18 protein-coding genes are annotated in these 22,668 nt (G+C 63.8%); all 18 read left to right on the forward strand.

Going from position 1 to position 22,668, the window contains the following annotated elements:
• Positions 1 to 31 precede the first annotated feature (31 nt).
• The 18 genes from AC1DKY_RS04180 to AC1DKY_RS04265 all read left to right on the forward strand — a co-directional run bounded on the left by AC1DKY_RS04180 (position 32) and on the right by AC1DKY_RS04265 (position 22,645).
• A complete protein-coding gene (locus AC1DKY_RS04180) occupies positions 32 to 1,345 on the forward strand; it encodes an ABC transporter permease (protein ID WP_441602469.1) in 1,314 nt (437 codons plus the stop codon).
• Between the two features lie 10 nt (positions 1,346 to 1,355).
• Positions 1,356 to 2,588, forward strand: a complete 1,233-nt coding sequence (locus AC1DKY_RS04185) for an ABC transporter permease (protein ID WP_441602470.1) — start codon at positions 1,356 to 1,358, stop codon at positions 2,586 to 2,588.
• Between the two features lie 68 nt (positions 2,589 to 2,656).
• Positions 2,657 to 3,970, forward strand: a complete 1,314-nt coding sequence (locus AC1DKY_RS04190; protein ID WP_441602691.1) for an ABC transporter permease — start codon at positions 2,657 to 2,659, stop codon at positions 3,968 to 3,970.
• A 15-nt stretch (positions 3,971 to 3,985) separates the two neighbouring features.
• Complete coding sequence (locus tag AC1DKY_RS04195) at positions 3,986 to 5,215, forward strand: ABC transporter permease (RefSeq protein ID WP_441602471.1); 1,230 nt, start codon at positions 3,986 to 3,988, stop codon at positions 5,213 to 5,215.
• Between the two features lie 32 nt (positions 5,216 to 5,247).
• Positions 5,248 to 6,552, forward strand: a complete 1,305-nt coding sequence (locus tag AC1DKY_RS04200; protein ID WP_441602472.1) for an ABC transporter permease — start codon at positions 5,248 to 5,250, stop codon at positions 6,550 to 6,552.
• 2 nt (positions 6,553 to 6,554) lie between these two features.
• A complete protein-coding gene (locus AC1DKY_RS04205; protein WP_441602473.1) occupies positions 6,555 to 7,778 on the forward strand; it encodes an ABC transporter permease in 1,224 nt (407 codons plus the stop codon).
• Positions 7,779 to 7,797: 19 nt separating this feature from the next.
• Entirely contained in the window at positions 7,798 to 9,120 is a 1,323-nt protein-coding gene (locus AC1DKY_RS04210) for an ABC transporter permease (RefSeq protein ID WP_441602474.1), read from the forward strand.
• A gap of 8 nt (positions 9,121 to 9,128) precedes the next feature.
• Positions 9,129 to 10,340 (forward strand): ABC transporter permease, encoded by a 1,212-nt coding sequence (locus AC1DKY_RS04215; protein WP_441602475.1) that lies wholly within the window; start codon positions 9,129 to 9,131, stop codon positions 10,338 to 10,340.
• A gap of 125 nt (positions 10,341 to 10,465) precedes the next feature.
• A complete protein-coding gene (locus AC1DKY_RS04220) occupies positions 10,466 to 11,782 on the forward strand; it encodes an ABC transporter permease (RefSeq protein WP_441602692.1) in 1,317 nt (438 codons plus the stop codon).
• Positions 11,783 to 11,793: 11 nt separating this feature from the next.
• Entirely contained in the window at positions 11,794 to 13,044 is a 1,251-nt protein-coding gene (locus tag AC1DKY_RS04225) for an ABC transporter permease (RefSeq protein ID WP_441602476.1), read from the forward strand.
• Between the two features lie 81 nt (positions 13,045 to 13,125).
• Positions 13,126 to 14,931 (forward strand): DUF885 domain-containing protein, encoded by a 1,806-nt coding sequence (locus AC1DKY_RS04230; protein WP_441602477.1) that lies wholly within the window; start codon positions 13,126 to 13,128, stop codon positions 14,929 to 14,931.
• Positions 14,932 to 15,078: 147 nt separating this feature from the next.
• Positions 15,079 to 16,416 carry a sigma-54-dependent transcriptional regulator gene (locus AC1DKY_RS04235; RefSeq protein ID WP_441602478.1) on the forward strand — a complete coding sequence of 446 codons (1,338 nt, stop codon included), beginning with the start codon at positions 15,079 to 15,081 and terminating at the stop codon, positions 16,414 to 16,416.
• 171 nt (positions 16,417 to 16,587) lie between these two features.
• Positions 16,588 to 16,905: a hypothetical protein gene (locus AC1DKY_RS04240; RefSeq protein WP_441602479.1), complete on the forward strand. Its 318-nt coding sequence runs from the start codon at positions 16,588 to 16,590 to the stop codon at positions 16,903 to 16,905.
• Between the two features lie 28 nt (positions 16,906 to 16,933).
• Positions 16,934 to 18,316, forward strand: coding sequence for a sensor histidine kinase (locus AC1DKY_RS04245; RefSeq protein WP_441602480.1), 1,383 nt, complete (start codon positions 16,934 to 16,936; stop codon positions 18,314 to 18,316).
• Between the two features lie 68 nt (positions 18,317 to 18,384).
• Positions 18,385 to 19,338, forward strand: a complete 954-nt coding sequence (locus AC1DKY_RS04250; RefSeq protein ID WP_441602481.1) for an SPFH domain-containing protein — start codon at positions 18,385 to 18,387, stop codon at positions 19,336 to 19,338.
• Between the two features lie 19 nt (positions 19,339 to 19,357).
• Complete coding sequence (locus AC1DKY_RS04255; RefSeq protein ID WP_441602482.1) at positions 19,358 to 19,804, forward strand: NfeD family protein; 447 nt, start codon at positions 19,358 to 19,360, stop codon at positions 19,802 to 19,804.
• Positions 19,805 to 20,539: 735 nt separating this feature from the next.
• Positions 20,540 to 21,814 (forward strand): threonine/serine exporter family protein, encoded by a 1,275-nt coding sequence (locus AC1DKY_RS04260; RefSeq protein ID WP_441602483.1) that lies wholly within the window; start codon positions 20,540 to 20,542, stop codon positions 21,812 to 21,814.
• A gap of 153 nt (positions 21,815 to 21,967) precedes the next feature.
• Positions 21,968 to 22,645 (forward strand): response regulator transcription factor, encoded by a 678-nt coding sequence (locus AC1DKY_RS04265; protein WP_441602693.1) that lies wholly within the window; start codon positions 21,968 to 21,970, stop codon positions 22,643 to 22,645.
• Positions 22,646 to 22,668 lie beyond the last annotated feature (23 nt).

A 22,668-nucleotide genomic window follows, 5' to 3' on the forward strand; every position in this document is an offset into this window, starting at 1 on the left:
GAGGCGGATTGAAGCCCTGTAAAGGACGACCATGTTCGCCTACTACCTCCAGCTTGGCTTGCGCAGCCTCCGCAAAAATCCGCTGTTGACCCTGCTGATGGTGTTGGCGATCGGCTGCGGCGTGGCCGCGTCGATGACCACCTACTCGGTGTTCCGCGCGACCTCCAACAACCCGATTCCGCAGAAGTCCTCGCAGCTGTATGTGCCGCAGATCGACAACTGGGGTCCGGAAGCGCAGCAAGACAACAAGGGCGAGCCGCCCAACGCGATCACCTATACCGACGCCATCAACCTGATGCGCGACAAGCGGGCGACGCGCCAGACGGCCTTGTTCCCGGCGGCGATGTCGATCGTGCCGGCGGATCCGTCCATGCTGCCGTTCCGCGAAACCAGTTACGCGTGGTATGCCGACGCGTTCCCGATGTTCGACATTCCCTTCCTCTATGGCCATGGCTGGACGGCGGACGAAGATGCCTCGCACGCAGCGGTAGCCGTGATCGGCAAGGCGCTCAACGACAAGCTGTTCAATGGCGCCAACAGCGTCGGCAAGAACATCAACCTCAACGGCCGCGATTACCGCATCGTCGGCGTGGCGGCCAAGTGGAACCCCGAGCCGGTGTTCTACGACGTCATCAACACCAATGGCTTCGATGATCCGATCGAAGTGTTCATTCCTTTCACGCGTGCCGTGGAAGTGCAGACGACGACCAACGGCAACAACAACTGCAGCAAGGACCCGGGCAAGGGTTGGGATGCGTGGATCAAGTCCGAGTGCGTGTGGTTGGGTTACTGGGCAGAATTGCCGACCACGGCCCAGGCGGATGCCTATCGCCAGTATCTCAACGGTTACGCCGCCGAGCAGCAGCGTGCCGGCCGTTTCCACTGGGCACCCAATACGCGCCTGCGCAATGTGACCGAATGGCTCGATTACCAGAAGGTGGTGCCGCAGGAGGCCAAGGTCTCGCTGCTGGTGTCGCTGGGTTTCCTGCTGATCTGCCTGGTAAACACGGTGGGTTTGCTGCTCGCCAAGTTCATGAAGCGCTCCTCTGAAATCGGCGTGCGCCGTGCGTTGGGCGCGACGCGCAAGGAGATCTACCTGCAATTCCTGATCGAGGCAGCCGCGATCGGTCTGGCCGGTGGCGTTGTGGGCTTGGTGCTCACGGGCTTGGGCGTGATGGGTATCTCGCTGGTGTTTGAACCGGATATCGCCAAGCTCGCCACGCTCGACGGATCGCTGGTACTGCTCACCATGCTGCTGGCAATCCTGGCGACCGTGCTGGCGGCCTTTTATCCCACGTGGCGTGCTGCGCAAGTGCAGCCGGCATGGCAGCTGAAATCCAACTGAGGCGACGACGATGCTACAGATCAAGCCCATACTCGCCGCGCTCAAGCGTCACAAGGCAGGCACGGTTCTCATCGCCATGCAGATCGCCCTGACTTTGGCGATCGTCTGCAATGCGATCTTCATCATCCATCAGCGACTGGACCGCGTGCAGCGTCCCACCGGCATGGTGGAAAGCGACCTGATGGCCATACAGACGCGCTTCGTCGGCACCGAGGAAACCAAGGCGGGTCCTCTGGTCAAGGCGGACCTGGTCGCGCTGCGCCAGCTTCCGGGCGTGCAGGACGCGGTGGCCTTGAACTCCTATCCGCTGCGCGGCGGTGGCTGGTCCACCGGTGTGCGCACCGATCCGGATGCGAAGAATTCCAAAGGACATACCACCCAATACTTCGGCGACGAGCACACCTTGCCGACCATGGAGCTCAAGCTTATCGCCGGACGCAACTTCCGTCCGGACGAAATCGTGGAAGCCGATCCGCAGGCCATACCCGATCCGGCCGCGATCATCGTGAGCAAGGCGCTGGCCGACAAGATGTATCCGGAAGGTTCGGCACTGGGCAAGACTATCTATATCGGCGATTCCAAGTCGCCCAGCACCATCGTGGGCATCGTGGAGCGCCTGCAGGTGCCGTGGAATGGCACGTGGTCCGACTCGTTCTACGAGAACTCGCTGATTCAGCCTGTACAACTCACCAGTGCGTTCACCAATTACCTGATCCGCACCAAGCCCGGCCAGCTGGCCGATGTGATGAAGGCGGCGCCGGCAGCCTTGGTCAAGGCCAACCGCATGCGCGTGATTCCTTCCGAGCGTGGCGTGCGCAGCTTCGCCCAGGTGCGTGAGTATGCGTACAAGGGCGACCGCGGCATGGCCATCCTGATGGGCGTGGTGTGCCTGGTGCTGTTGGGCATCACGGCCGCGGGCATCGTCGGCTTGACGAGCTTCTGGGTTGGCCAGCGCCGCAAGCAGATCGGCGTGCGACGCGCACTGGGCGCGACCAAGCACGACATTCTCAGCTACTTCCTCACCGAGAACCTGTTGATCGGCATTGCCGGCGTGGTGATTGGCGCCTTGCTCGCGGTCGGCATGAACCTGTGGCTGGTGACGCAGTTCGAGATGGCGCGCTTGTCGGTGGTCTATGTGTTGGTGGGCGTGGTGACGCTGCTGCTGCTGGGGCAGGGTGCCACGCTGGCGCCGGCCATGCGCGCCTCGCGCGTGTCGCCGGTGGAAGCCACGCGCTCGGTCTGACCGGCGCGTGGTGTAGCAAGACAAGGATCGCAAGGCCTGTTGGGAAACACGAGGTAACGATGAGCGGCATGTTTGTGCACAACTTGCGACTGGGCGCGGCGAGCCTTCGGCGCAACGTCTTGCTGACGACATTGATGATCATGTCGATCGGCTTTGGCGTGGCGGCGTCGATGGTGACCTTTGCCGTGTTCCGTGCGGTATCGGGTGATCCGATCCCGCAGAAGTCGTCGCAGTTGTTCGTGCCGCTGATCGACAACCGTGGACCGCAATACAACCGCCACGGCGAGCCGCCCTCGGCGCTCAACTATGTCGACGCCGTGGCCCTGATGCGGGCGCACAAGGCGGCGCGCCAGACCATGCTGTATCCGGTGGGTCTTTCGGTGATGCCGGATGACCCGCACCGCATGCCGTTCAAGGCGCCCGGCTATGCCACCTACGGGGACTTCTTCAGCATGTTCGAGGTGCCGTTCCTGTATGGCAGCGGCTGGAACGATGCGGAAGACGAAGCGCGCGAGCCCGTCATCGTGATCAGCCGCGAGCTCAATCAGAAGTTGTTCGGCGGCAACAACAGTGTTGGTCAGCGACTGGTGCTGGACGACAAGCAGTACCGCATCGTCGGCGTCACCAACAAGTGGGATCCCAAGCCGCGCTTCTTCGACACCTTCAGTGGCAATGCCTATGCTGATCCGGCGCAGATCTATATTCCCTTTACTTATGCCATCGCGCAGCACATCGACACACGCGGCAACAACAATTGCGGCAGCGACGGCAAGCGCGGCGATACCTGGGATAGCTGGTTGCAGGGCGAATGCGTGTGGATCAACCCATGGGTCGAGCTGAACAATGCCGAGCAGGTACAGGCCTATCGGCAATTCCTGGACGGCTACGCGCGTGAGCAGCGCAAGGCGGGTCGCTTCAATTGGGCTCCCAACAATCGCCTGCGCAACGTGCGCGAATGGCTGGACTACCAGCATGCGGTGCCGCCGGAAAGCCGCATCTCGATGACGCTGGCGTTCGGTTTCCTGCTGATCTGCCTGGTCAACACGATTGGCCTGCTGCTGGCGAAGTTCATGCGCCGCGCTCCGGAGATTGGCGTGCGTCGCGCGCTCGGTGCCTCGCGTGCTGACATCTATCGCCAGTTCCTGGCGGAGGCGGCGATGGTTGGACTGGCGGGCGGTGCCCTGGGATTGCTGTTCACCGCGATCGGCATGCTCGGCCTGGGCATGGTGTTCGAGCCGCAGATTGCGCGGCTTGCACACCTGGACGTGTCGTTGATGCTGTTGACCCTGCTGGTGGCCATCACGGCGACCGTGGTTGCGGCGTTCTATCCCACCTGGCGGGCGGCGCAAGTGCAGCCCGCCTGGCAGCTCAAGTCCAACTGAGGGGAGGGACGAGCCATGCAGATCAAACCGATTCTTTCCGCCTTGCGCCGGCACAAGGCCGGCACCTTTCTGATCGCCGCGCAGATCGCGCTGACGCTGGCGATTGTCTGCAATGCGTTGTTCATCATCCAGCAGCGCGTGGCGCATCTGTCCGAACCGAGCGGCATCGACGAAGCCAACACCTTCGTGATCAAGAGCGAATGGGTAGGCGCGCCCGGTCCCGATCAGGCCGATGCGCAGATGCGTGAAGACCTGCAGGTGCTGCGCCAGGTACCCGGCGTGCAAAACGTGACGCCGAGCAATTCGTATCCGCTGCGCGGCGACGGTTGGGATGACGCCATCAGGCTCAAGCCCGACCAGGTCCAGGACACCTCCGGCGCAACCATCTACTTCGCCGACGAAAACTTTATCGACACGCTGGACCTCAAGCTCATCGCCGGGCGCAATTTCCGGGCCGAGGAAATTGGCCATATGGACCTGCGTTACAAGCTCGCGCCGCCGGTAGTCATCATCACCAAGGCCCTGGCGGAAAAACTCTTCCCGGGCGAAACCGCGGTGGGCAAGACGATCTACCTGATCGGCGGTCCGGCGACCGTCGTGGGCGAAGTGGAGCTGCTGCAGGCGCAAAGCGTGGAGCATTGGGCCTCCGAGTTCGCCTATCGCTCGGTGATCATCCCCGAGCGGCTCAATGTGTCGCTGGGCGCGTTCTACATCGTGCGCACTCGACCGGGGCAGCTCGATACAGCCATGCCGGCCGCGGTCAAGGCGCTGTTTGCGCATAACCCGCGACGCGTGATCAACGAGGACGATGGCGTGCTTCCATTCAGCGAAGTGCGCTCGCGCGCCTACGAGAGCGATCGCGGCATGGCCATCCTGATGGGTGTGATCTGCGCGGTGCTGCTGGCCGTTACCGCGGCAGGCATTGTCGGTCTCACCAGTTTCTGGGTCGGCCAGCGCCGCAAGCAGATCGGTGTGCGGCGCGCACTGGGTGCGACCCGGCGCGACATACTCAATTACTTCATGACCGAGAACCTGCTGATCAGCGTGGGCGGCGTGCTGTTCGGGGCGGTGCTCGCGATTGCGATCAATTTGTGGATGGTCACGCGTTTTGAGATGCATCACCTGTCGATGGTGTATCTGATGGCAGGCGTGGCGATGTTGTTGTTGCTGGGACAGGGTGCGGTGCTGGCGCCGGCGCTTCGCGCGTCGCGCGTGCCGCCGGTGGAGGCCACGCGATCGGTGTGATCGCGTGGAGGGTGCTAAGGAGGGGAAACCACATGTTCGGCTATTACCTTGACCTGGCGCTACGCAGCCTCAGGCGTAACAAGATTCTCACCGCGCTGATGGTGGTGGCGATCGCCCTGGGCATCGGGGCGAGCATGACCACACTCACGGTGCTGCATGTGCTGTCGGGCGATCCGTTGCCCGGCACCAGCGCCACGCTGTTCTATCCGCAGGTCGATCCGCGCGACATGGACGGCTACGAGGAAGGCAAGCGCCCGCCGGAACAGGTCAGCTGGGTCGACGGCATGAACCTGCTGCATGCCAAGCGCGCCGACCGCCAGGCCTTGATGACGGGTGGTGCCGTGCCGGTGCAGCCGGCACAGGCCAACATCGATCCATTTTTCAGCGATGCGCGCTACACGAGCAGCGACTTCTTCCCGATGTTCAAGCTGCCGTTTCTGTACGGTCGTCCGTGGAGCGAGTCCGAAGACAACGCCAAGGCGCGCGTGGTGGTGATCAGCCGCACGCTCAATGAGAAGCTCTTCGGCGGCAAGAACAGCGTCGGACAAACGCTGCGCATGAAGGACAGTGCGTTCCAGGTGGTTGGCGTGCTGGACACCTGGCGCCCGACGCCGCGCTTCTACGACTTGAACATGGAAAGCTACGGCTCGGTGGAAGACGTCTTCGTACCGCTGACCACCGCTCGCGATGTCCACTTCGAACACAGCGGCTCCACCGATTGCTGGGGCACAGGCGGCGGTGACGACGAACACGCCGAAACTTCGCCATGCGTCTGGCTGCAGTTCTGGGTGCAGATCAACGGCACGGACAAGGTCGCCGCCTATCGCGACTACCTGGTGCATTACTCGCAGGAGCAGAAGACGCTCGGTCGCTTCCAGCGTCCGCCGAACGCACAGCTGCCCAGCCTGATGGAATGGCTGGACATCAACAAAGTGGTGCCCGGCGATGTGCGCCTGCAGACCTGGTTGGCGCTGGGCTTCTTGCTGGTCTGCCTGGTCAACACGGTGGGCTTGATGTTGGCGAAATTCCTGCGCAAGTCCGGCGAGCTGGGTGTGCGCCGGGCTTTGGGTGCATCCAAGCGTGAAGTGTTTGCACAGCTGCTGATCGAGTCCGGGGTGATCGGCCTCGCCGGCGGCATGGTCGGCCTGCTGCTGGCCTTCTTCGGCCTGTGGCTGGTGCGCAAGCAGCCGTCCAGCTACGCGGCGCTCGCGCATATGAGCATGGGCATGTTGTTGGTGACGTTCCTGCTGGCGGTTGGCGCCACCTTGCTTGCCGGCCTGCTGCCGGCATGGCGTGCCTGCCAGATCACTCCCGCACTGCAACTGAAGAGCCAGTGACCATGGACATTCTTCCGATCCTCTCAACATTGCGCCGCCACAAGACCACCGCCTTCCTGGTGATCGTGGAGATCGCGCTGACCTGCGCCATCGTCTGCAACGCGGTCTTCATCATCAACCAGCGCATCGAGCGCATCCATATGCAGAGTGGCGTGGATGAGCAGCATCTGCTGCATATCGCGCTGACCAACATCGGCGTGACCAAGGACGACAAGGCGCGCCGCGCGGAGGACCTGGCCGCGCTGCAACAGGTGCCGGGCGTGGTGTCGGTGGCCTCGGTCAACCAGGTGCCGTTCGGCAATTCCTCGTCCAACGGCAGCATCAAGCTCGATCCCAAGCAGCGCCTCGCCACGCTCAATGCCACCGACTACTTCGGAGAGAACGTCACCCAGACGCTGGGCACCCAGCTGATCGCGGGGCGCGAACTGCACGCCGATGACTATATGGACATGGACCAAGTGGTCAGCGCGGCGGCGGCGAAAGATGCCAAGGGCATTCCGCACGTCACGGTGATCACGCAGAAGATGGCCAATCGCCTGTGGCCGGGACAGTCGGCGCTGGGCAAGCAGGTCTACATGTCCGACTACGCATTCACCGTGGTGGGTGTGGTCAAGGAGCTGATTCGCCCATCGATCTGGGACGATTCGGCGGCCAGCTACTCGATGGTGTTGCCGATACGCGTGGCGAACAACGAGTACATCGTGCGCGTGGACGACCCGAAGAACCGCGAGCGGGTGCTGAAGGCGTCAGTGGCGAAGCTCAAGGAGATCAACCCGCATCGCATCGTGCTCAAGCAGCATCTGCTGTCGAACATGCGCGAGGATTTCTTCCAGAACGATCGCGCGATGACGGGACTGCTGGTGGCTGTATGTGCGGCGCTGCTTGTGGTCACCGCACTGGGCATCGTAGGCCTGGGCAGCTTCTGGGTCGCACAGCGTCGCCGGCAGATCGGCGTGCGGCGCGCGCTGGGTGCGACGCGCAGAAATATCCTGCATTACTTCCAGACCGAGAACTTCCTGCTCGCCACCATCGGCATCGGCGTGGGCATGGTGCTGGCCTACGGCATCAACCTGCTGTTGATGGTTCACTACGAACTGCCGCGGCTGCCGGCGATTTATTTCCCCGTGGGCGCCTTGCTGCTCTGGACGATAGGGCAGCTGGCCGTGCTGGGGCCGGCGATGCGTGCAGCAGCGGTGCCGCCGGTGGTCGCCACGCGTTCGGTCTGAGCCACGGAGGGACAAGGGAATGTTCGGTTACTACCTCGATCTGGCGCTGCACAGTCTCGGCCGCAACAAGATACTCACCGCATTGATGGTGTTGGCCATTGCGGTGGGTATCGGCGCCAGCATGACGACGCTCACGGTGGTGCATCTGCTCTCCGGCGATCCCTTGCCGGGGCGCAGCCAGGCGATCTTCTATCCGCAAGTGGACGCCGATCCGAAGAACAAGGACAGCAGCGAACCGCTGGACATGCTGGACTACCGGTCAGCGCTAGACCTGTGGAGCGCCAAGCGCGCCGATCGTCAGGTGATGCTGGTGCAGAGCACGGTGCGGCTGGATACGGCCGATGCCGGCAAGCCCGCCGTGATGATGCCGATGCTGTCGGCCACGGCGGATTTCTTCAGCATGTTCAATGTGCCGTTCCGTTATGGCGGGCCCTGGAGCGAGCAGGATGATGCGGCCCGCGCGCGCGTGGCCGTGATCACTGACGATCTCAACCAGAAGCTGTTCGCCGGCGAGAACAGCGTGGGGCGCGTCCTGCGCCTGCGCAGCAGCGATGTGCGTATCGTGGGCGTGCTCAAGCCATGGCGACCTTCGCCACAGTTCTACGCAGTCCGGGGCGGCCGCTTTGCTGCGGGCGATACCAGCGACTTCTATGCCAAGCCGGAAGACGTGATCACGCCGTTCTTTACCGGGCTGGATGTCAATGATGGCAATTTCCAGCAGTTCACCTGCTGGCAGATGCCCGCGCATCCGGGACATTTGCAGGATTCTCCCTGTGTTTGGGTCGCGCTATGGGTGCAGATCAACGATGCCACCCACGTCGCCGCTTATAGACGCTTCGTGGCTGACTACGCGGCGCAGCAGCAGGCAATCGGTCGCTTTACGCATTCGGGCAACACGCGTATGCGCAGCCTGATGGGTTGGCTGGATTTCAATGGCGTGTTGCCCAGCAATGTGCGACTGCAGGCTTGGCTGGCGGTGGCTTTTCTGGCCATCTGCCTGGTCAACATGGTGGGCTTGTTGCTGGCGAAATTCCTGAGGCGCAGTGGCGAAATTGGTCTGCGCCGCGCACTGGGCGCCAGTCGCGCGGCGGTATTCGCGCAGTACATGGTGGAGTCGGGCTTGATCGGTTTGATCGGCGGGGCGTGTGGGTGGTTGCTGACCATGGCGGGCCTTTGGTTTATTCGGCAGCAACCAGTGGCCTATGCGGATCTGGCGCGCCTGGATGTGCCGATGTTCCTGCTCACCTTCGTCGCCGCGATCGGCGCCAGCCTGCTGGCCGGCGCGCTACCGGCAGTGCGTGCGTGCCGCGTGGTGCCGGCATGGCAACTGAAATCGCTGTGAGGCCCGCCATGACGCAATTTGCTCCCATCCTTTCCGCCTTGCGCCGTCATCGTCTCGCCACGGCGCTTATCGCGCTGGAAATCGCGCTTGCCTGCGCGGTGTTGTGCAACGCCTGTTTTCTTATCGTGGAGCAGCTTCGGGCGCTGCATATTGAGAGCGGCGTGGCCGAGTCATCGCTGGCGGTGATCAACCTAGGTTGTGACGGATGCAAGGGCGCCGACCTCAACGCCAGGGTGACCACCGCGCTGCGCAGGGTGCCCGGCGTGCAGTCGGTCGCGGTGGTCAATGCCGTGCCGTTCGCGCAACCCACGGGTTATGCCGGCATCAACCTCGACCACGAACATTTCATCGCCGTGCCGCACTTCTACGCGGGCGGTCCCGGTGCCGTGGAAACGCTGGGGCTGCAACTGGTGGCGGGACGTGCATTCCAGCCGGAGGACTTTCAGACGGCCGACCTGTGGTTGCCACAGAACCCCTCGGTTTGGATCACCCGCGCGTTCGCCGAGCGGTTGTGGCCCGGACAGGACCCGCTGGGCAAGGAGTTCTTTTCGGACCAGCACCACTTCCGGGTGATCGGCGTGATGGCGCACCTGACGCCTCCCGATCCAGGCGGTGGTCATGGCGACAGCGCGGGCGAGTGGTCCGTGTTCGTGCCGGTGAATCCAGGCGCGTCGCTCAATGGTGTTTATGCATTGCGCGCAAATCCTGGCGATCTTCCGCGCGTGCTGCGCGAAGCTCGCGACGCCGCACAGAAGGCGGCCCCGGAAGCGGTGCTCGACCTGCAGCAGAGCCGCACCGTGCCTGAGCTTCGCTCGGACTTCTTCCGCCAGACGCGCATCATGGTCGGTACGCTGGCCGGCGTCATCGTGGCGTTGCTGCTGGTGACGGCGCTGGGCATCGTGGGGCTGGCCAGCTTCTGGGTACAGCAGCGGCGCAAACAGATCGGCATACGCCGCGCCATCGGCGCCACGCGCGGCGACATCCTGCATTACTTCCAGGCCGAGAATTTCCTGATCGTGACGGTGGGCATCGCCATCGGCATGGTGCTGACCTTCGCGCTCAATCTGGTGCTGATGAAGTTCTACGAAGTGCCGCGCCTGCCGGTGTATTACCTGCCAGTGGGTGCGCTGGTGCTGTGGGGGCTGGGGCAGCTAGCCGTATTGGCGCCGGCCTTGCGCGCGTCGCAGGTACCGCCAATGGTGGCGACGCGATCGGTGTGATGTCTTGCGGGGAATGGCATGGCCGGCGCTGCGCCGGTTAATGTCACAGGGGAGCAGCACGCAAAGAGTGCTGCGTCAGGCAGGTAAATCAGGCAACAGGGAAGCAACGGATGCGTTACAACCTGATGTTAGCGTGGCACGGCTTGACGCGTTTTCCTCGTAGCACAGTGCTTGCGGTACTCACCGTTGCGATGGGGCTGGCAGCCACCATGACAACGCTGGCGCTGTTGCACCAGCTCACCGCCGATCCGCTGCCAGGGCGCAGCAATCATCTGTACCTGGCATGGGTGGATACGGTGCATGCCAAGCCGCAGCAGAACCAGTCGCTCAACGACCTCACGATCGAGAACCATCACCGTATCAAGCTGGGCGATGCGGAAGAACTGCTGCGCGATCACCGTGCCACATGGCAGGCGCCGATGGCGAGCGTGTTCACCGGCTTCAAAAGCGACGGAGACAAACCACGCAAGGGCAGGGACTACCTGCTTGCCACCACCAGCGAGTTCATGCCGATGCTGGGCGTGTCGCTGCGGAGCGGACGCGGCTGGACGGCGGCGGAGGATCAGGCGCACGCACCGGTCGCGGTGATCGACAGCGAGATGGCGCAGTCGTTGTATGGCACCACCGATGTACTGGGGCGCGACCTTCTTCTTGGACACGGCGTGTTCCGCATCATCGGGGTGAGTGCGCCGTTTTCGCCGCAGCCGCACTTCTATGACTTGGCGTCGTTTACGTTCGGCAACCTGCGCCGTGACCAGGCGTTTGTCCCGCTGTACGCGCTGTTGGACGCGGGCGTGGACTTGGCGGGCACGGATGGTTGCGACGAGGATGGCCCTCAAACGAAATCGTTGTTCACCAGTGACGCCAGGCATTGCGCGACACTGAGCTATTGGGTGGACCTGCCGAATCGCGCCAAGGCGGACGACTTTCTCCTGTACCTGCAGCACTACCTCGACAATCAACAAGCCATGGCCAGTTATGGCAAGCCGAGGCCGGCCCAATTGACCGGCGTTGGCGCGTGGCTGAGCAAGCAAAATGTCGTGCCTGACAACGTGCGACTCAATGCGTGGCTGGCAGGGTCCTTCCTGTTGCTGTGCATGGCGAATGTCGCTGGCCTACTGGCCGCGCGCTTCCTGCGCCGTAGCGCGGAGATCGGCATACGTCGCGCGCTGGGTGCACCGCGCCGCGCCATCTTCCAGCAGCATGTATTGGAGGCGGCGATGATCTGCCTGATCGGCGGCGTGATGGCCTTGCCGCTGACGCTGTTCGGATTGTGGACGTTGCGTTTGCAGGATGGCGGCTTCACCGATCTGGCGCGGCTGGATCCGGCGATGTTTGGAGCGTTGTTCGCACTTGCCTTCGCGGTAGGTATCGTCACGGGCTGGCTGCCCGCCTGGCGCGCCTCACGCGTCGAGCCGGGCTTGCAGGTCAAGAGCGCCTAAGGAGTACGACGATGTCACCTGCCATCATGCTCAAGATCCTTCGCCGCCATGCATTGATGCCTGCGCTGGTGTTGTTCCAGACGGCACTGGCCTGCGCCATTCTGTGCAACGTGCTGTTCCTTGTGTGGCAGCGCGTGCAGCCGATGATCGCGCCCAGCGGGGTGGCGGAAGACGAACTGGTGCTGGTCGACCAGATTGCCTCGCCCGTGCGCCCGTGGACGGCCGCCGAAGTGCATACGGGCGAGCTGGCGTTGAGCCACTTGCCCGGCGTGCGCTCCGCGTCTGCGGCGCTGGGCTTGCCGATGATCAGCACGATGATGATCGACTACACGCTGCAATCGCCGCAGGGCGCCAAGGTGGGTGTGAACGGCTACTTCGGCGTCGGTCTCGTCCGCACCTTGGGGGTGGACCTGTTGGCGGGCCGGGACTTTCTGCCGGAGGAATATCGCGACTTTGGCGTCAACCAGCCTTCCAGCGGCCTGCCAACGACTTCAACGGCCGAGCCCTTGATCATTACGCAGTCGCTGGCTCGACAGTTATTCGGCGACCAGCCTGCGGTGGGCAAGATGTTGCAGGTGCCGGATGAGCCTGACGGGCACGGCTATCAAGTGGTGGGCGTGGTGCGCCATTTGATGCGCAACCAGTTGACGCTGGCCACGGACGGTCGCGCGGACAACACCGTGCTGGCCGCCAAGCGCATCGGTGACACGGCGATGCTCAGCTATGCGGTGCGCATTGACCCGGCCATGCGTGAGGTGGCTCTGCGCGGCATCCGCGCCGCCATTAAGCAACAGTTCGGCGCGATGGCCGTCAGCGATTTCCCGGTGAAGATCACCACCTACGCCGAGCGCCGCCACGATGCCTTGGCCAGCCAACGCGCCGCCCTGTGGCTCTTCGCCGGCGTCACCATCGCCGTGATCGTGGTCACCGCCATCGGCATCATGGGCCTCACCGGCTTCTGGGTGCAGCGGCGCACGCGCCAGATCGGCATCCAGCGGGCGCTGGGGGCGCGTCGTTCGCAGGTGTTGCGCTATTTCATGCTGGAGAACCTGCTGATTGCCGGCGCTGGCGTGGTGGTCGGCATGGCGTTGGCTTATGTGGCCAATGGGCTGCTGATGCATTACTACGAGCTGCCGCATCTGCCTTGGAACTACCTGCCCATCGGCGGCGCGGTGGTGCTGTTGCTCGGCCAGTTGGCCGTGCTGGCGCCGGCCAGGCGGGCGGCTGAGGTGCCCCCGGTGGTGGCCACGCGGGCTATCTGAACGAGGGGCCGTGCAGTTCGGCACGGGCAGCGCGGCCCGCGGTGTGCAGAATAGACGTTATCTCAACCCGAGGATGTACCCATGAAGATTGGACCACGTATGCTCCTGGTCAGCCTGGCACTGTCTGCGGCCTGTGCCGCCTCGGTGCAGGCCGCCACGGCGGATGTCTCCACGCGCGAAAAGGCGTTGAACGATCTGCTGGCCGAGCAGTGGCAGCACAATCTGGAGAACTCGCCGGAGTTCGCCACCATCCTCGGCGATCTGCGCTACAACGACCGCTGGACCGACGCCTCGCTGGCGCACCAGCAGGCCGAAATAGCCAAGGCCCAGGACTTCCTCAAGCGCTTCCAGGCGATCGACACCACCGGCTTCTCCGCCGATGACAAGCTCAACCAGCAACTGATGGTTCGCCAGCTGCAGGACGCGCTCAAGTCGCATCAGCTGAAGCTCGACGAGATGCCGCTGGACCAGATGAGCGGCGCGCACTTGCAGCTCGCCGGTTTCATCAGCTCCATCCCGTTCGACAACACCAAGGAATACGACGACTACCTCGCGCGCCTGAAGGCCGTGCCGGCCCTGTTCGACCAGGTCACCGCGGTCGCGCAGCAGGGCCTGAAGGACGGCATGATGCCGCCGAAGTACCTGCTCGAAAAAGTCGTCACGCAGATCGACAGCATCGGCAAGCCGGCCGGCATGGACAGCGTGTTTGCCGAGCCGTTGAAGCACTTCCCCAAGTCGGTCTCCGCGGCTGACCAGAAGCGCCTGCACGACGCCATCCTCGCCGCGATCGACCAGCAGGTGCGCCCGGCTTACCAGAAGCTCGGCGCGTTCGTGAAGAACGATTACGCCCCGCACGGCCGCAGCGAGCCGGGCGTGTGGCAGCTGCCCAACGGCGCGGCGATCTATGCCTTCCAGGTGGAGCAGATGACCACCACCAAGGAAAGCCCGGAGCGCATCCACGAGATCGGCCTGTCCGAAGTGAAGCGCATCGAAGGCGAGATGACCGAGATCGCCAAGCAGCAGGGCTTCAAGGATTTGCCGAGCTTCCGCGAGTCGCTCAAGACCAACCCGAAGGTGCATGCGACCTCGCGTGAGGACATCCTCAACCGCTATCGCAATTACCTGGCTGGCATGCAGCCGGAACTGCCCAAGCTGTTCGGCCTGCTGCCCAAGACCAAGGTGGAAGTGGTGCCGGTGGAAGCCTTCCGCGAGAAGGAAGCCGCTGCGGCCGAATATCACCAGGGCACGCCGGATGGTTCGCGTCCGGGCCAGATCTTCGTCAACACCGGCGACTACCAGAACCGCAGCGTGCTGAGCATCGAGTCCACCGCCTATCACGAAGGCATCCCGGGCCATCACATGCAGATCTCGATCGCGCAGACCCTGCCCAAGCTGCCGCCGTTCCGCCAGCAGGCGGGCTATACCGCGTATATCGAAGGCTGGGCGCTGTATGCCGAGCAGCTGGGCAAGGAAGTGGGCTTCTACAAGGATCCGCTGTCCTACTACGGTCATCTGTCCGATGAACTGCTGCGCGCCGACCGCCTCGTGCTCGATACGGGCGTGCATTACAAGCACTGGTCGCGTCAGCAGATGGTGGACTTCTTCCATGCCCATTCCAGCGAGGATGAGCCGGATGTGCAGGCCGAAACCGACCGTTACATCACCTGGCCGGGCCAGGCGCTGGCATACAAGATGGGCCAGCTGAAGATCCTCGAGCTGCGTGCGCGCGCCAAGAAGGAGCTGGGCGACAAGTTCGACATCCGCTCGTTCCACGACGAAGTGCTGGGCGGCGGTGCACTGCCGCTGGACGTGCTGGAATCGCGTACCGATGCCTGGATCGCCGCGGTGAAGGCCGGCAAGGCGCCGGTACATCCGGTCGCTGGTTGATCCACCTGCGTGCGTCGCCCTCGGGGCGGCGCACGCATCCCTGGCCAGGATGGACGGGAATATGAACGACGAATCGCCACGAATCGACCGATTGATGGCAACCTTTTGGCGTGGAGATGCATCCACGTCTACATGTGCAAGCGACGAATGCGAACCGTACTGATCATCGACGACAACCCGGCCGTGGGTGAGGCGCTGTCCCTGGCGCTCTCCCTCCATGAGATCCGCCCGCTGATCGCGCTCACGCCCGAGCAAGGCCTGGCCATGCTCGAGACCGAGCGGGTGGACGTAGTGATCCAGGACATGAATTTCACCGCCGATACCACCTCGGGCGAGGAGGGTATCGCGCTGTTCCGCGAGCTGCGCCAGCGCCATACCGATATGCCGGTGATCCTGCTCACGGCCTGGACCCACCTGGAAACCGCGGTGGAACTGGTCAAGGCGGGGGCGGCCGACTATCTCGCCAAGCCGTGGGACGACGCCAAGCTGCTCGCCACGGTGGAAAACCTGCTGGAGCTTTCCGAGTCCACCCGCGAAGTCACGCGCGCCCGCAACGAGCGCCGCAAGCGTCGTGAGGACCTGCAGCGCCGCTACGACCTCGACGGCATCGTGTTCGCCTCCGAAGCGATGGCACGCACGCTGGACCTGGCCTGCCAGGTGGCGCGCTCCGATGTGCCCGTGCTCATCACCGGCCCCAACGGCGCCGGCAAGGAACGCATCGCCGCCATCGTGCACGCCAACTCGGCGGTCAAACGTGGCCAGTTCATCGCCGTGAACTGCGGTGCGCTGCCGGGGGAATTGATCGAAGCCGAATTGTTCGGCGCCGAAGCCGGCGCTTACACCGGTGCCAACAAGGCGCGCGAAGGCCGCTTCGAAATGGCCGATGGCGGCACCTTGTTCCTCGACGAAATCGGCAACCTGTCGTTGTCGGGTCAGGTAAAGCTGCTGCGCGTGCTGGAGACCGGGCAGTTCGAGCGATTGGGCTCAGGCCGCACGCGCCAGGTGAAAGTGCGCGTCTTGAGCGCCACCAATGCCGACCTCAAGGCGATGATCCGTGCAGGCACCTTCCGCGAAGATTTGTATTACCGCCTCAACGTGATCGAAGTGAACCTGCCACCGCTGGCCGATCGCGTCGACGACATCCTGCCGCTGGCCGAATTCTTCCTCGGTGGCCGCGCTGAACTGACCGATGCCGCGCGCGATTCGATGCTGAGCTATCCGTGGCCGGGCAACGTGCGTGAATTGAAGAACTCCATCGAGCGCGCCGCTTTGCTGGTGAGTGATGGCCGCATCACGCCCGAACAGCTGAACCTGCCTCAGATTGCCGTAGCCGGCGCGCGCAACCTGGATGAACCCAGCCGCGAGTCGGTGGAAGCCGCGCTCGACAAGGCCGGCGGCGTCGTCAGCCGCGCGGCCCAGACCCTGGGCCTGTCGCGGCAGGCTTTGTATCGCCGCATGGAACGCTACGGCCTGGCCCAGGCGTGATAGCCGCAGGAGCGGCAGCAAACACCTGTGGGAGCGCACCCTGTGCGCGACAGGGGCTCGCGAAAGGCTGTCGCGCACAGGGTGCGCTCCCACAGATGCTGCAAGACCGCCCGGCGATTGCCCATGGCCCTAAGCCCGAGGATGATGTTGACCGTGCAGAAGGAGTCCGCCATGCGACACCGCACCCTGCTACTCGTCATCGGCTTGTGCTGCCTGAATGCTGCAGCCTGGGCCCAGGGCAGCGCGCCCCCCAAAACTCCCAATCTCACGCTGCCCACGATGCCGCCCGCCCCGGCGAGCACGGTGGCAGACGGCTATCGCGACACCTTGAGCAGCGCAGCCAACGATGCGCAACGCTTCAACTTCAGCGCCAACCCCGCCAAGGACAAGGCGCCGCCCGATCAGTCGCCGATCCGCGTGATCATCAACAACGGTCACGGGCCGAACGTCAACTGCGTGCCCATGGGGCCGGGTGCGGGATGCCACTGATGCCAATGGCTCACGGAGGAGACTTTTGATGCGGCTGGGTTTGCGTTCGCTCGAGTCGCGCATGGTGATCCTGCTGGGCTTTGCAGGCCTGACCGGTGCACTCATCTACGCCGGCGTCACCCAATGGCCGTTGCCGCAGATCCTGGTGTGGATGCGGCACGACCTGGGCATCGATCTGGGCACACCGGCGCGCTTTGGTTTCTATGGCGGCATCATCGTCTCGCTCGCCTTCCTGCTGCCGTTGTCGCTGTGGCTGGGCCATCGCGTGATGTCGCCGATCACCAAACTGCTGCGCGCGCTCGAAGGTGCCGTCGCCAGTTATCGCGACGGCGACTTCAGCTTTTCCATCGCCGCCACGCGTCGCGACGAACTGGGCGAACTCATCCGCATGCACAACGCGCTGGGCCAGACCCTGCGCGAACAGCGGCAGAACCTCGCCCAGCGTGAATTGCTGCTCGATACCGTGGTGCAGAACACGCCGGTAGCGCTCGTGCTCACCGATGCGAGCAACCGCGTCACCTACGCCAATATTGCCGCGCGCCATCTGTTCAACGAAGGCCGCACGCTGCATGGCCTGAGCTTTGCCGAGCTGATCAGCGACAGCCCGGAAGCGCTGCGGCGTGCGGTGGAAGGCGGCGAAGATGCGCTGCTCACCGTTGAAATGGATGGCGGCGAAGAGACCTTCCATCTCTCGCAACGCAGCTTCCGCCTGCATGGCAGGCCGCATCGCCTGCAGCTGTTTCGCCGCATGACGCGCGAGTTGTCGCGCCAGGAAGTGGCGACGTGGAAACGCGTGATCCGCGTGATCAGCCACGAACTCAACAATTCGCTGGCGCCGATTTCCTCGCTGGCGCATTCGGGTGCGGAACTGGCGCGTCGCGGTGATACCGCGCGCCTGCCGGGCGTGTTCGCCACCATCGGCGAGCGCGCGCGCCATCTGCATGGATTCATCGCAGGCTACGCCAGCTTCGCCAAGCTGCCCGCGCCGCAACCGGTGGCGATCGACTGGAAGCCGTTCCTCGACGGCTTGTCGCTGCACTGCAAGTTTCAGCTGCGCGGCTCGGTTCCCGAACAAGCGGGCTGGTTCGACGCCGCACAGATCGAGCAGGTGCTGATTAACCTGGTCAAGAACGCGCACGAATCGGGCAGTGCCGACGACGAGGTCTCGCTATCGCTCGGGATCATCGGCCGCGACGTGCGCATCGAAGTGGCCGACCGCGGCCCCGGCATGAGCGAAACCGTGCTGGCGCAGGCGCTGCTGCCGTTCTATTCCACCAAGCGCTCGGGCACGGGTCTGGGCCTGGCCCTGGCGCGCGAGATCGCCGAAGCCCATGGCGGCCGCATCGCCCTGGCCAACCGGGAAGAGGGCGGCCTGCGGGTGAGCCTGCTCCTGCCCCTGGGGCCGCGTTGAGCCCCTGATCGCTTGTCTCCGCGCTCGCCTATACTCGGAGGCAACCTTCATGGAACGGGGATGTGGCAATGGGACAGCTGTTTGCTTTGGTGATCATCCTGGTCGCGGTGATCGTGCTCGCCAAACTGGTGCGCATCGTGCCGCAGGGTTACGAATGGACAGTGGAGCGCTTCGGACGCTACACGCGCACGCTCTCACCCGGCCTGCATTTCCTGGCGCCCTTCATCTACAACATCGGGCGCAAGATGAACATGATGGAACAGGTGCTGGACGTGCCCTCGCAGGACGTCATCACCAAGGACAACGCGGTCGTGCGCGTGGACGGCGTGGTGTTCTACCAGGTGCTGGATGCCTCCAAGGCCGCCTATGAGGTGGCCAATCTTGAGCAGGCCGCGTTGGCCTTGATCATGACCAATATCCGTACCGTGCTCGGTTCGATGGATCTGGACGAATCGCTCAGCCAGCGCGATGCCATCAATGCCAAGCTCCTGAAAGTGGTCGACGAAGCCACCCATCCGTGGGGCGTGAAGGTGAACCGCATCGAGATCAAGGACATCGCGCCGCCGCGCGACCTGGTCGATTCGATGGCCCGCCAGATGAAGGCAGAGCGCGAGAAGCGCGCCAATATTCTCGACGCAGAGGGCTTCCGTCAGGCGGCCATCCTCAAGGCCGAAGGTGAAAAGCAGTCGGTCATCCTCGCCGCCGAAGGCGAAAAAGAAGCCGCCTTCCGCGCCGCCGAGGCCCGCGAACGATCCGCCGAAGCCGAGGCGAAGGCGACCGCGATGGTGTCGGAGGCGATCGCCAACGGCAACGTCAACGCGCTCAACTACTTCGTCGCCACCAAGTACGTCGAGGCGCTGAAGGAAATGGCCAACTCGCCCAATCAGAAGATGTTGCTGCTGCCGATGGAATCCACCGGCATCCTCGGCTCGCTCGCCGGCATTGCCGAACTGGCCAAGGATTCGCTCAGCCAGCAGCAGGCGAGCACTACGGTCCGCCGTACACCGCCCTCGATCAGCTGAGACCAGGGACGCGACGACGATGGAACAGATCGCCCTTCACTACCTATGGTGGATTCTTGCGCTGGTGTTGATCGCCATCGAAGTGATCCTGCCCGGCTATTTCATGTTGTGGATCGGCATTGCCGCCGGCATCACCGGCGTCGTGGTGCTGGTGGCGCCGGATTTGCCGATGCTGGGGCAGGCACTGGTATTCGCGGTGCTCGCTTTTCTGTCGTGCGCCGCCTACTGGTATGGCCTGCGCCCTCGCCTGATGCGCGATGAGCCGGGCGATGCGCTGCTCAATCGCCGCGGTGAACAGAAGATCGGCCAGCGCTACGTGCTGGTGGAACCGATTGTTCATGGGCGGGGCAAGGCGAAGGTGGGCGACGGTCTGTGGCTGGTGAGTGGGCCGGATTTGCCGGCGGGGGCGATGGTGGAGGTGGTTGGGGTGGAGGGGACGACGTTGCTGGTGAAGGTGGCGGATTAGGTTGTCGTTGGATTGAGTCGATCCCATCTGCTCGTCATCTCGGGGTCGGCTGCCTCTTGCTCGTCGCCGCGGCGCGGGCCGGAGGCGCTTTTCGACAGAGAAGCTGGTCATCCAGATTCGTCAGTCTCCGGTTGCCGCCTTGAGGCCAGGGTGCCGCCTACGCGGCGGGCGTTTCGAACGGCTGCCGCCGCTCGAGTCACTTTTCTTTGCTGGCCCAAAGAAAAGTAACCCAAAGAAATGGCCTGATAACGCCCGCAGCATCGTGTTGGGATAAGCCCGAACGCTCGAGGCGCGCTGTTGTGGGACAACCTCCGAGGGTACACAGGGGATACTTCCAAGCGCTGCGCAACGCGCCCGAATCGGAGAGGACTTAAAGCGGGGCCTCGCTGCGCATCGGCTTTAGTCGTCCCGCTTCCCTTTGCCACGCGGGCTTGTCTGTGGGAGCGCACCCTGTGCGCGACAGCCACGCCGCGGTGTACCGCTCCGTAGGTTTGTCGCGCACAGGGTGCGCTCCCACAAAGAGCCGACCGGCAAGGTTGATCCGCAACCCACGAAGCTGCCTAACCCTTGTAGGAGCGCACTTGTGCGCGACCGCGGAGCGAGGATGTACCGCTCCGTTGGCTGGTCGCGCACAAGTGCGCTCCTACAAAAAGCCATCCAAATCAGTTTTACTAGGGTCATGCCCATGACCCCACCTTCATCATCCGCGGCCAACGCCGCCCCCACGGTCACGCGATGAATCCTTCGACCGTCCCCACCCCGCTTGCCCTGGCGCCGCTCAATACGCGCATCGCGTTCCTGCTGGAGCTGGCGCGACGGCTGCATCAGTACGGCACGGCGGCGCCACGTCTGGAGGGGGCGATCTGGGGCGCGGCCCAGCGGTTGGGGCTGGTGGCGGACGTGTGGTCCAGTCCCACGGCCATCATCATTTCGTTCACCGACCTGTCCCAGGGTGAGGACGAAGTGGCGCAGGTGACGCAGGTGATGCGGCTGGCGCCCGGTGATGTGAACCTCGGACGCCTTAGCGACGCCGATGCCATCGCCGACAAGGTGATCGCTGGCGACATCGAATTGCGCGAGGGTTTTCGCCTGTTGCGCGAGCTGGGTCGACCCGATACGCGCCGCGCGCAAGCCGGGGTGATCGCCAGTTACGGCCTCGCCGCCGCCAGTGTGGTGGCGCTGCTGCTGCACAGTTCGTGGGCCGACCTGGTGACGGCCGCGCTGATCGGACTGATCATCGGCACCATCACGGTGCTGTCGGCCACGCGTCCGCGCCTGGCAGTGGCGAGTGAGGCGATCAGCGCCTTGGTCGCGACCACCATCGCCATCGTCGTCAGCCAGTTCGTGGTGCCGCTGGCGATCAAGTCGGTGATTCTGGCGGGACTGATCGTCCTCATGCCCGGCATGGCCCTCACGACGGCTGTGCGCGAAATCTCCAGCCAGCATCTGGTGGCTGGCGTGGCACGCATGGGCGGCGCCATCGCCACGCTGATCAAACTCACCTTCGGTACCGTCGCCGCCACGCAGCTATGCAGCGCGTTCGGCATCGAAGGGCGTGATTACGCACTGCCGCCGTTGCCCGCATGGACGGACTATCCGGCACTGCTCGTCGGCGCTTTCGCCTTCGCCATTTCCTTCCGCGCGGCACGACGCGACTGGCTGGTGGTGATGGCGGCCGTGGTACTGGGCTATCTCTCCACACGCTGGGGCGGTGCGTTGGCCGGCAAATTGCCGGCGGCGCCGTTTGGTGTGTTTCTTGGAGGATTGATCCTCAGCAGCGTGGCCAATCTCTATGCGCGCTTCGTGCATCGGCCGGGCGCCTTGATTCGCGAACCAGGCATTATCCTGCTGGTGCCCGGTAGCGTAGGGTTTCGCAGCGTGTCGTATATGTTGGAACGCGATACGACCCTGGGCATGGACAGCACCATGCTGCTGATCACGCTGCTCATTGCCCTGGTGGCAGGGTTGCTGTTTGGCGACCTGTTGATCGCGCCACGCCGCTCGCTTTGAAACATGCCCGCCGAGCCGGTATTCGCTGACAGGACAGCACGCCAATAGCCTGTACGTCGCATCGTAGTATCTCCGGCAGGATGCACCTTACGATTCTTACTTGGGCTGCAACGGCCATCTGTCGAATGGAGAAGAACCTTGCAGCCGGATGCGATGGCGGAGGGGCAGCTGCGCAGCGTTCTGATCGTCGATGACCATCCGATGTTCCGGCTGGCCTTGCGTTATGCGCTGACTACGCGCCATGCGCATGTGAACATTGTCGAGGCGGCGAGCCACGCAGCACTGGAGACGGCCATCACGGCGGACGAGTTCGATCTCGTCCTGCTCGATCTGGCCATGCCCGGCGCCAACGGTTTCTCCTCGTTGGTGCATCTGCGCTGCGAGCGCCCGGATATGCCGGTGATCGTGATTTCCTCCTACGAGGACCCCTACACCGTGGGCCGGGCACGGCAGTTCGGTGCTGCCGCTTTCGTGCCGAAATCCGCCACGGCGAGGGACATCTGGCATGCGATCGAGATCGTGCTCGCCGGCGGCACTTGGTTCCCGGCCGATAAGATCGATGATGGCAGCGCCAACGCCCGCACCCGGCGACGCCTCACCTCCCTGACAACACAACAACTTCGAGTGTTGCTGTGCGTTGGCGAGTGTCTGCTCAACAAGCAGATCGCCGACGAACTGCATTTGTCTGAAAACACCGTCAAAGTCCATGTCAACGCGATCCTCAAGAAACTCCAATGCACTACGCGCACACAGGCGGCGGTGCTGATACGCAGCCTTATGCTGGACTCGCCGGTCGCGTCTTTGCAGATTCGCGGTGAAGGCGTCAGCTGACAACGCATCGCTATGGCGCGGCC

This window comes from Dyella sp. 01N448 (assembly GCF_056399225.1).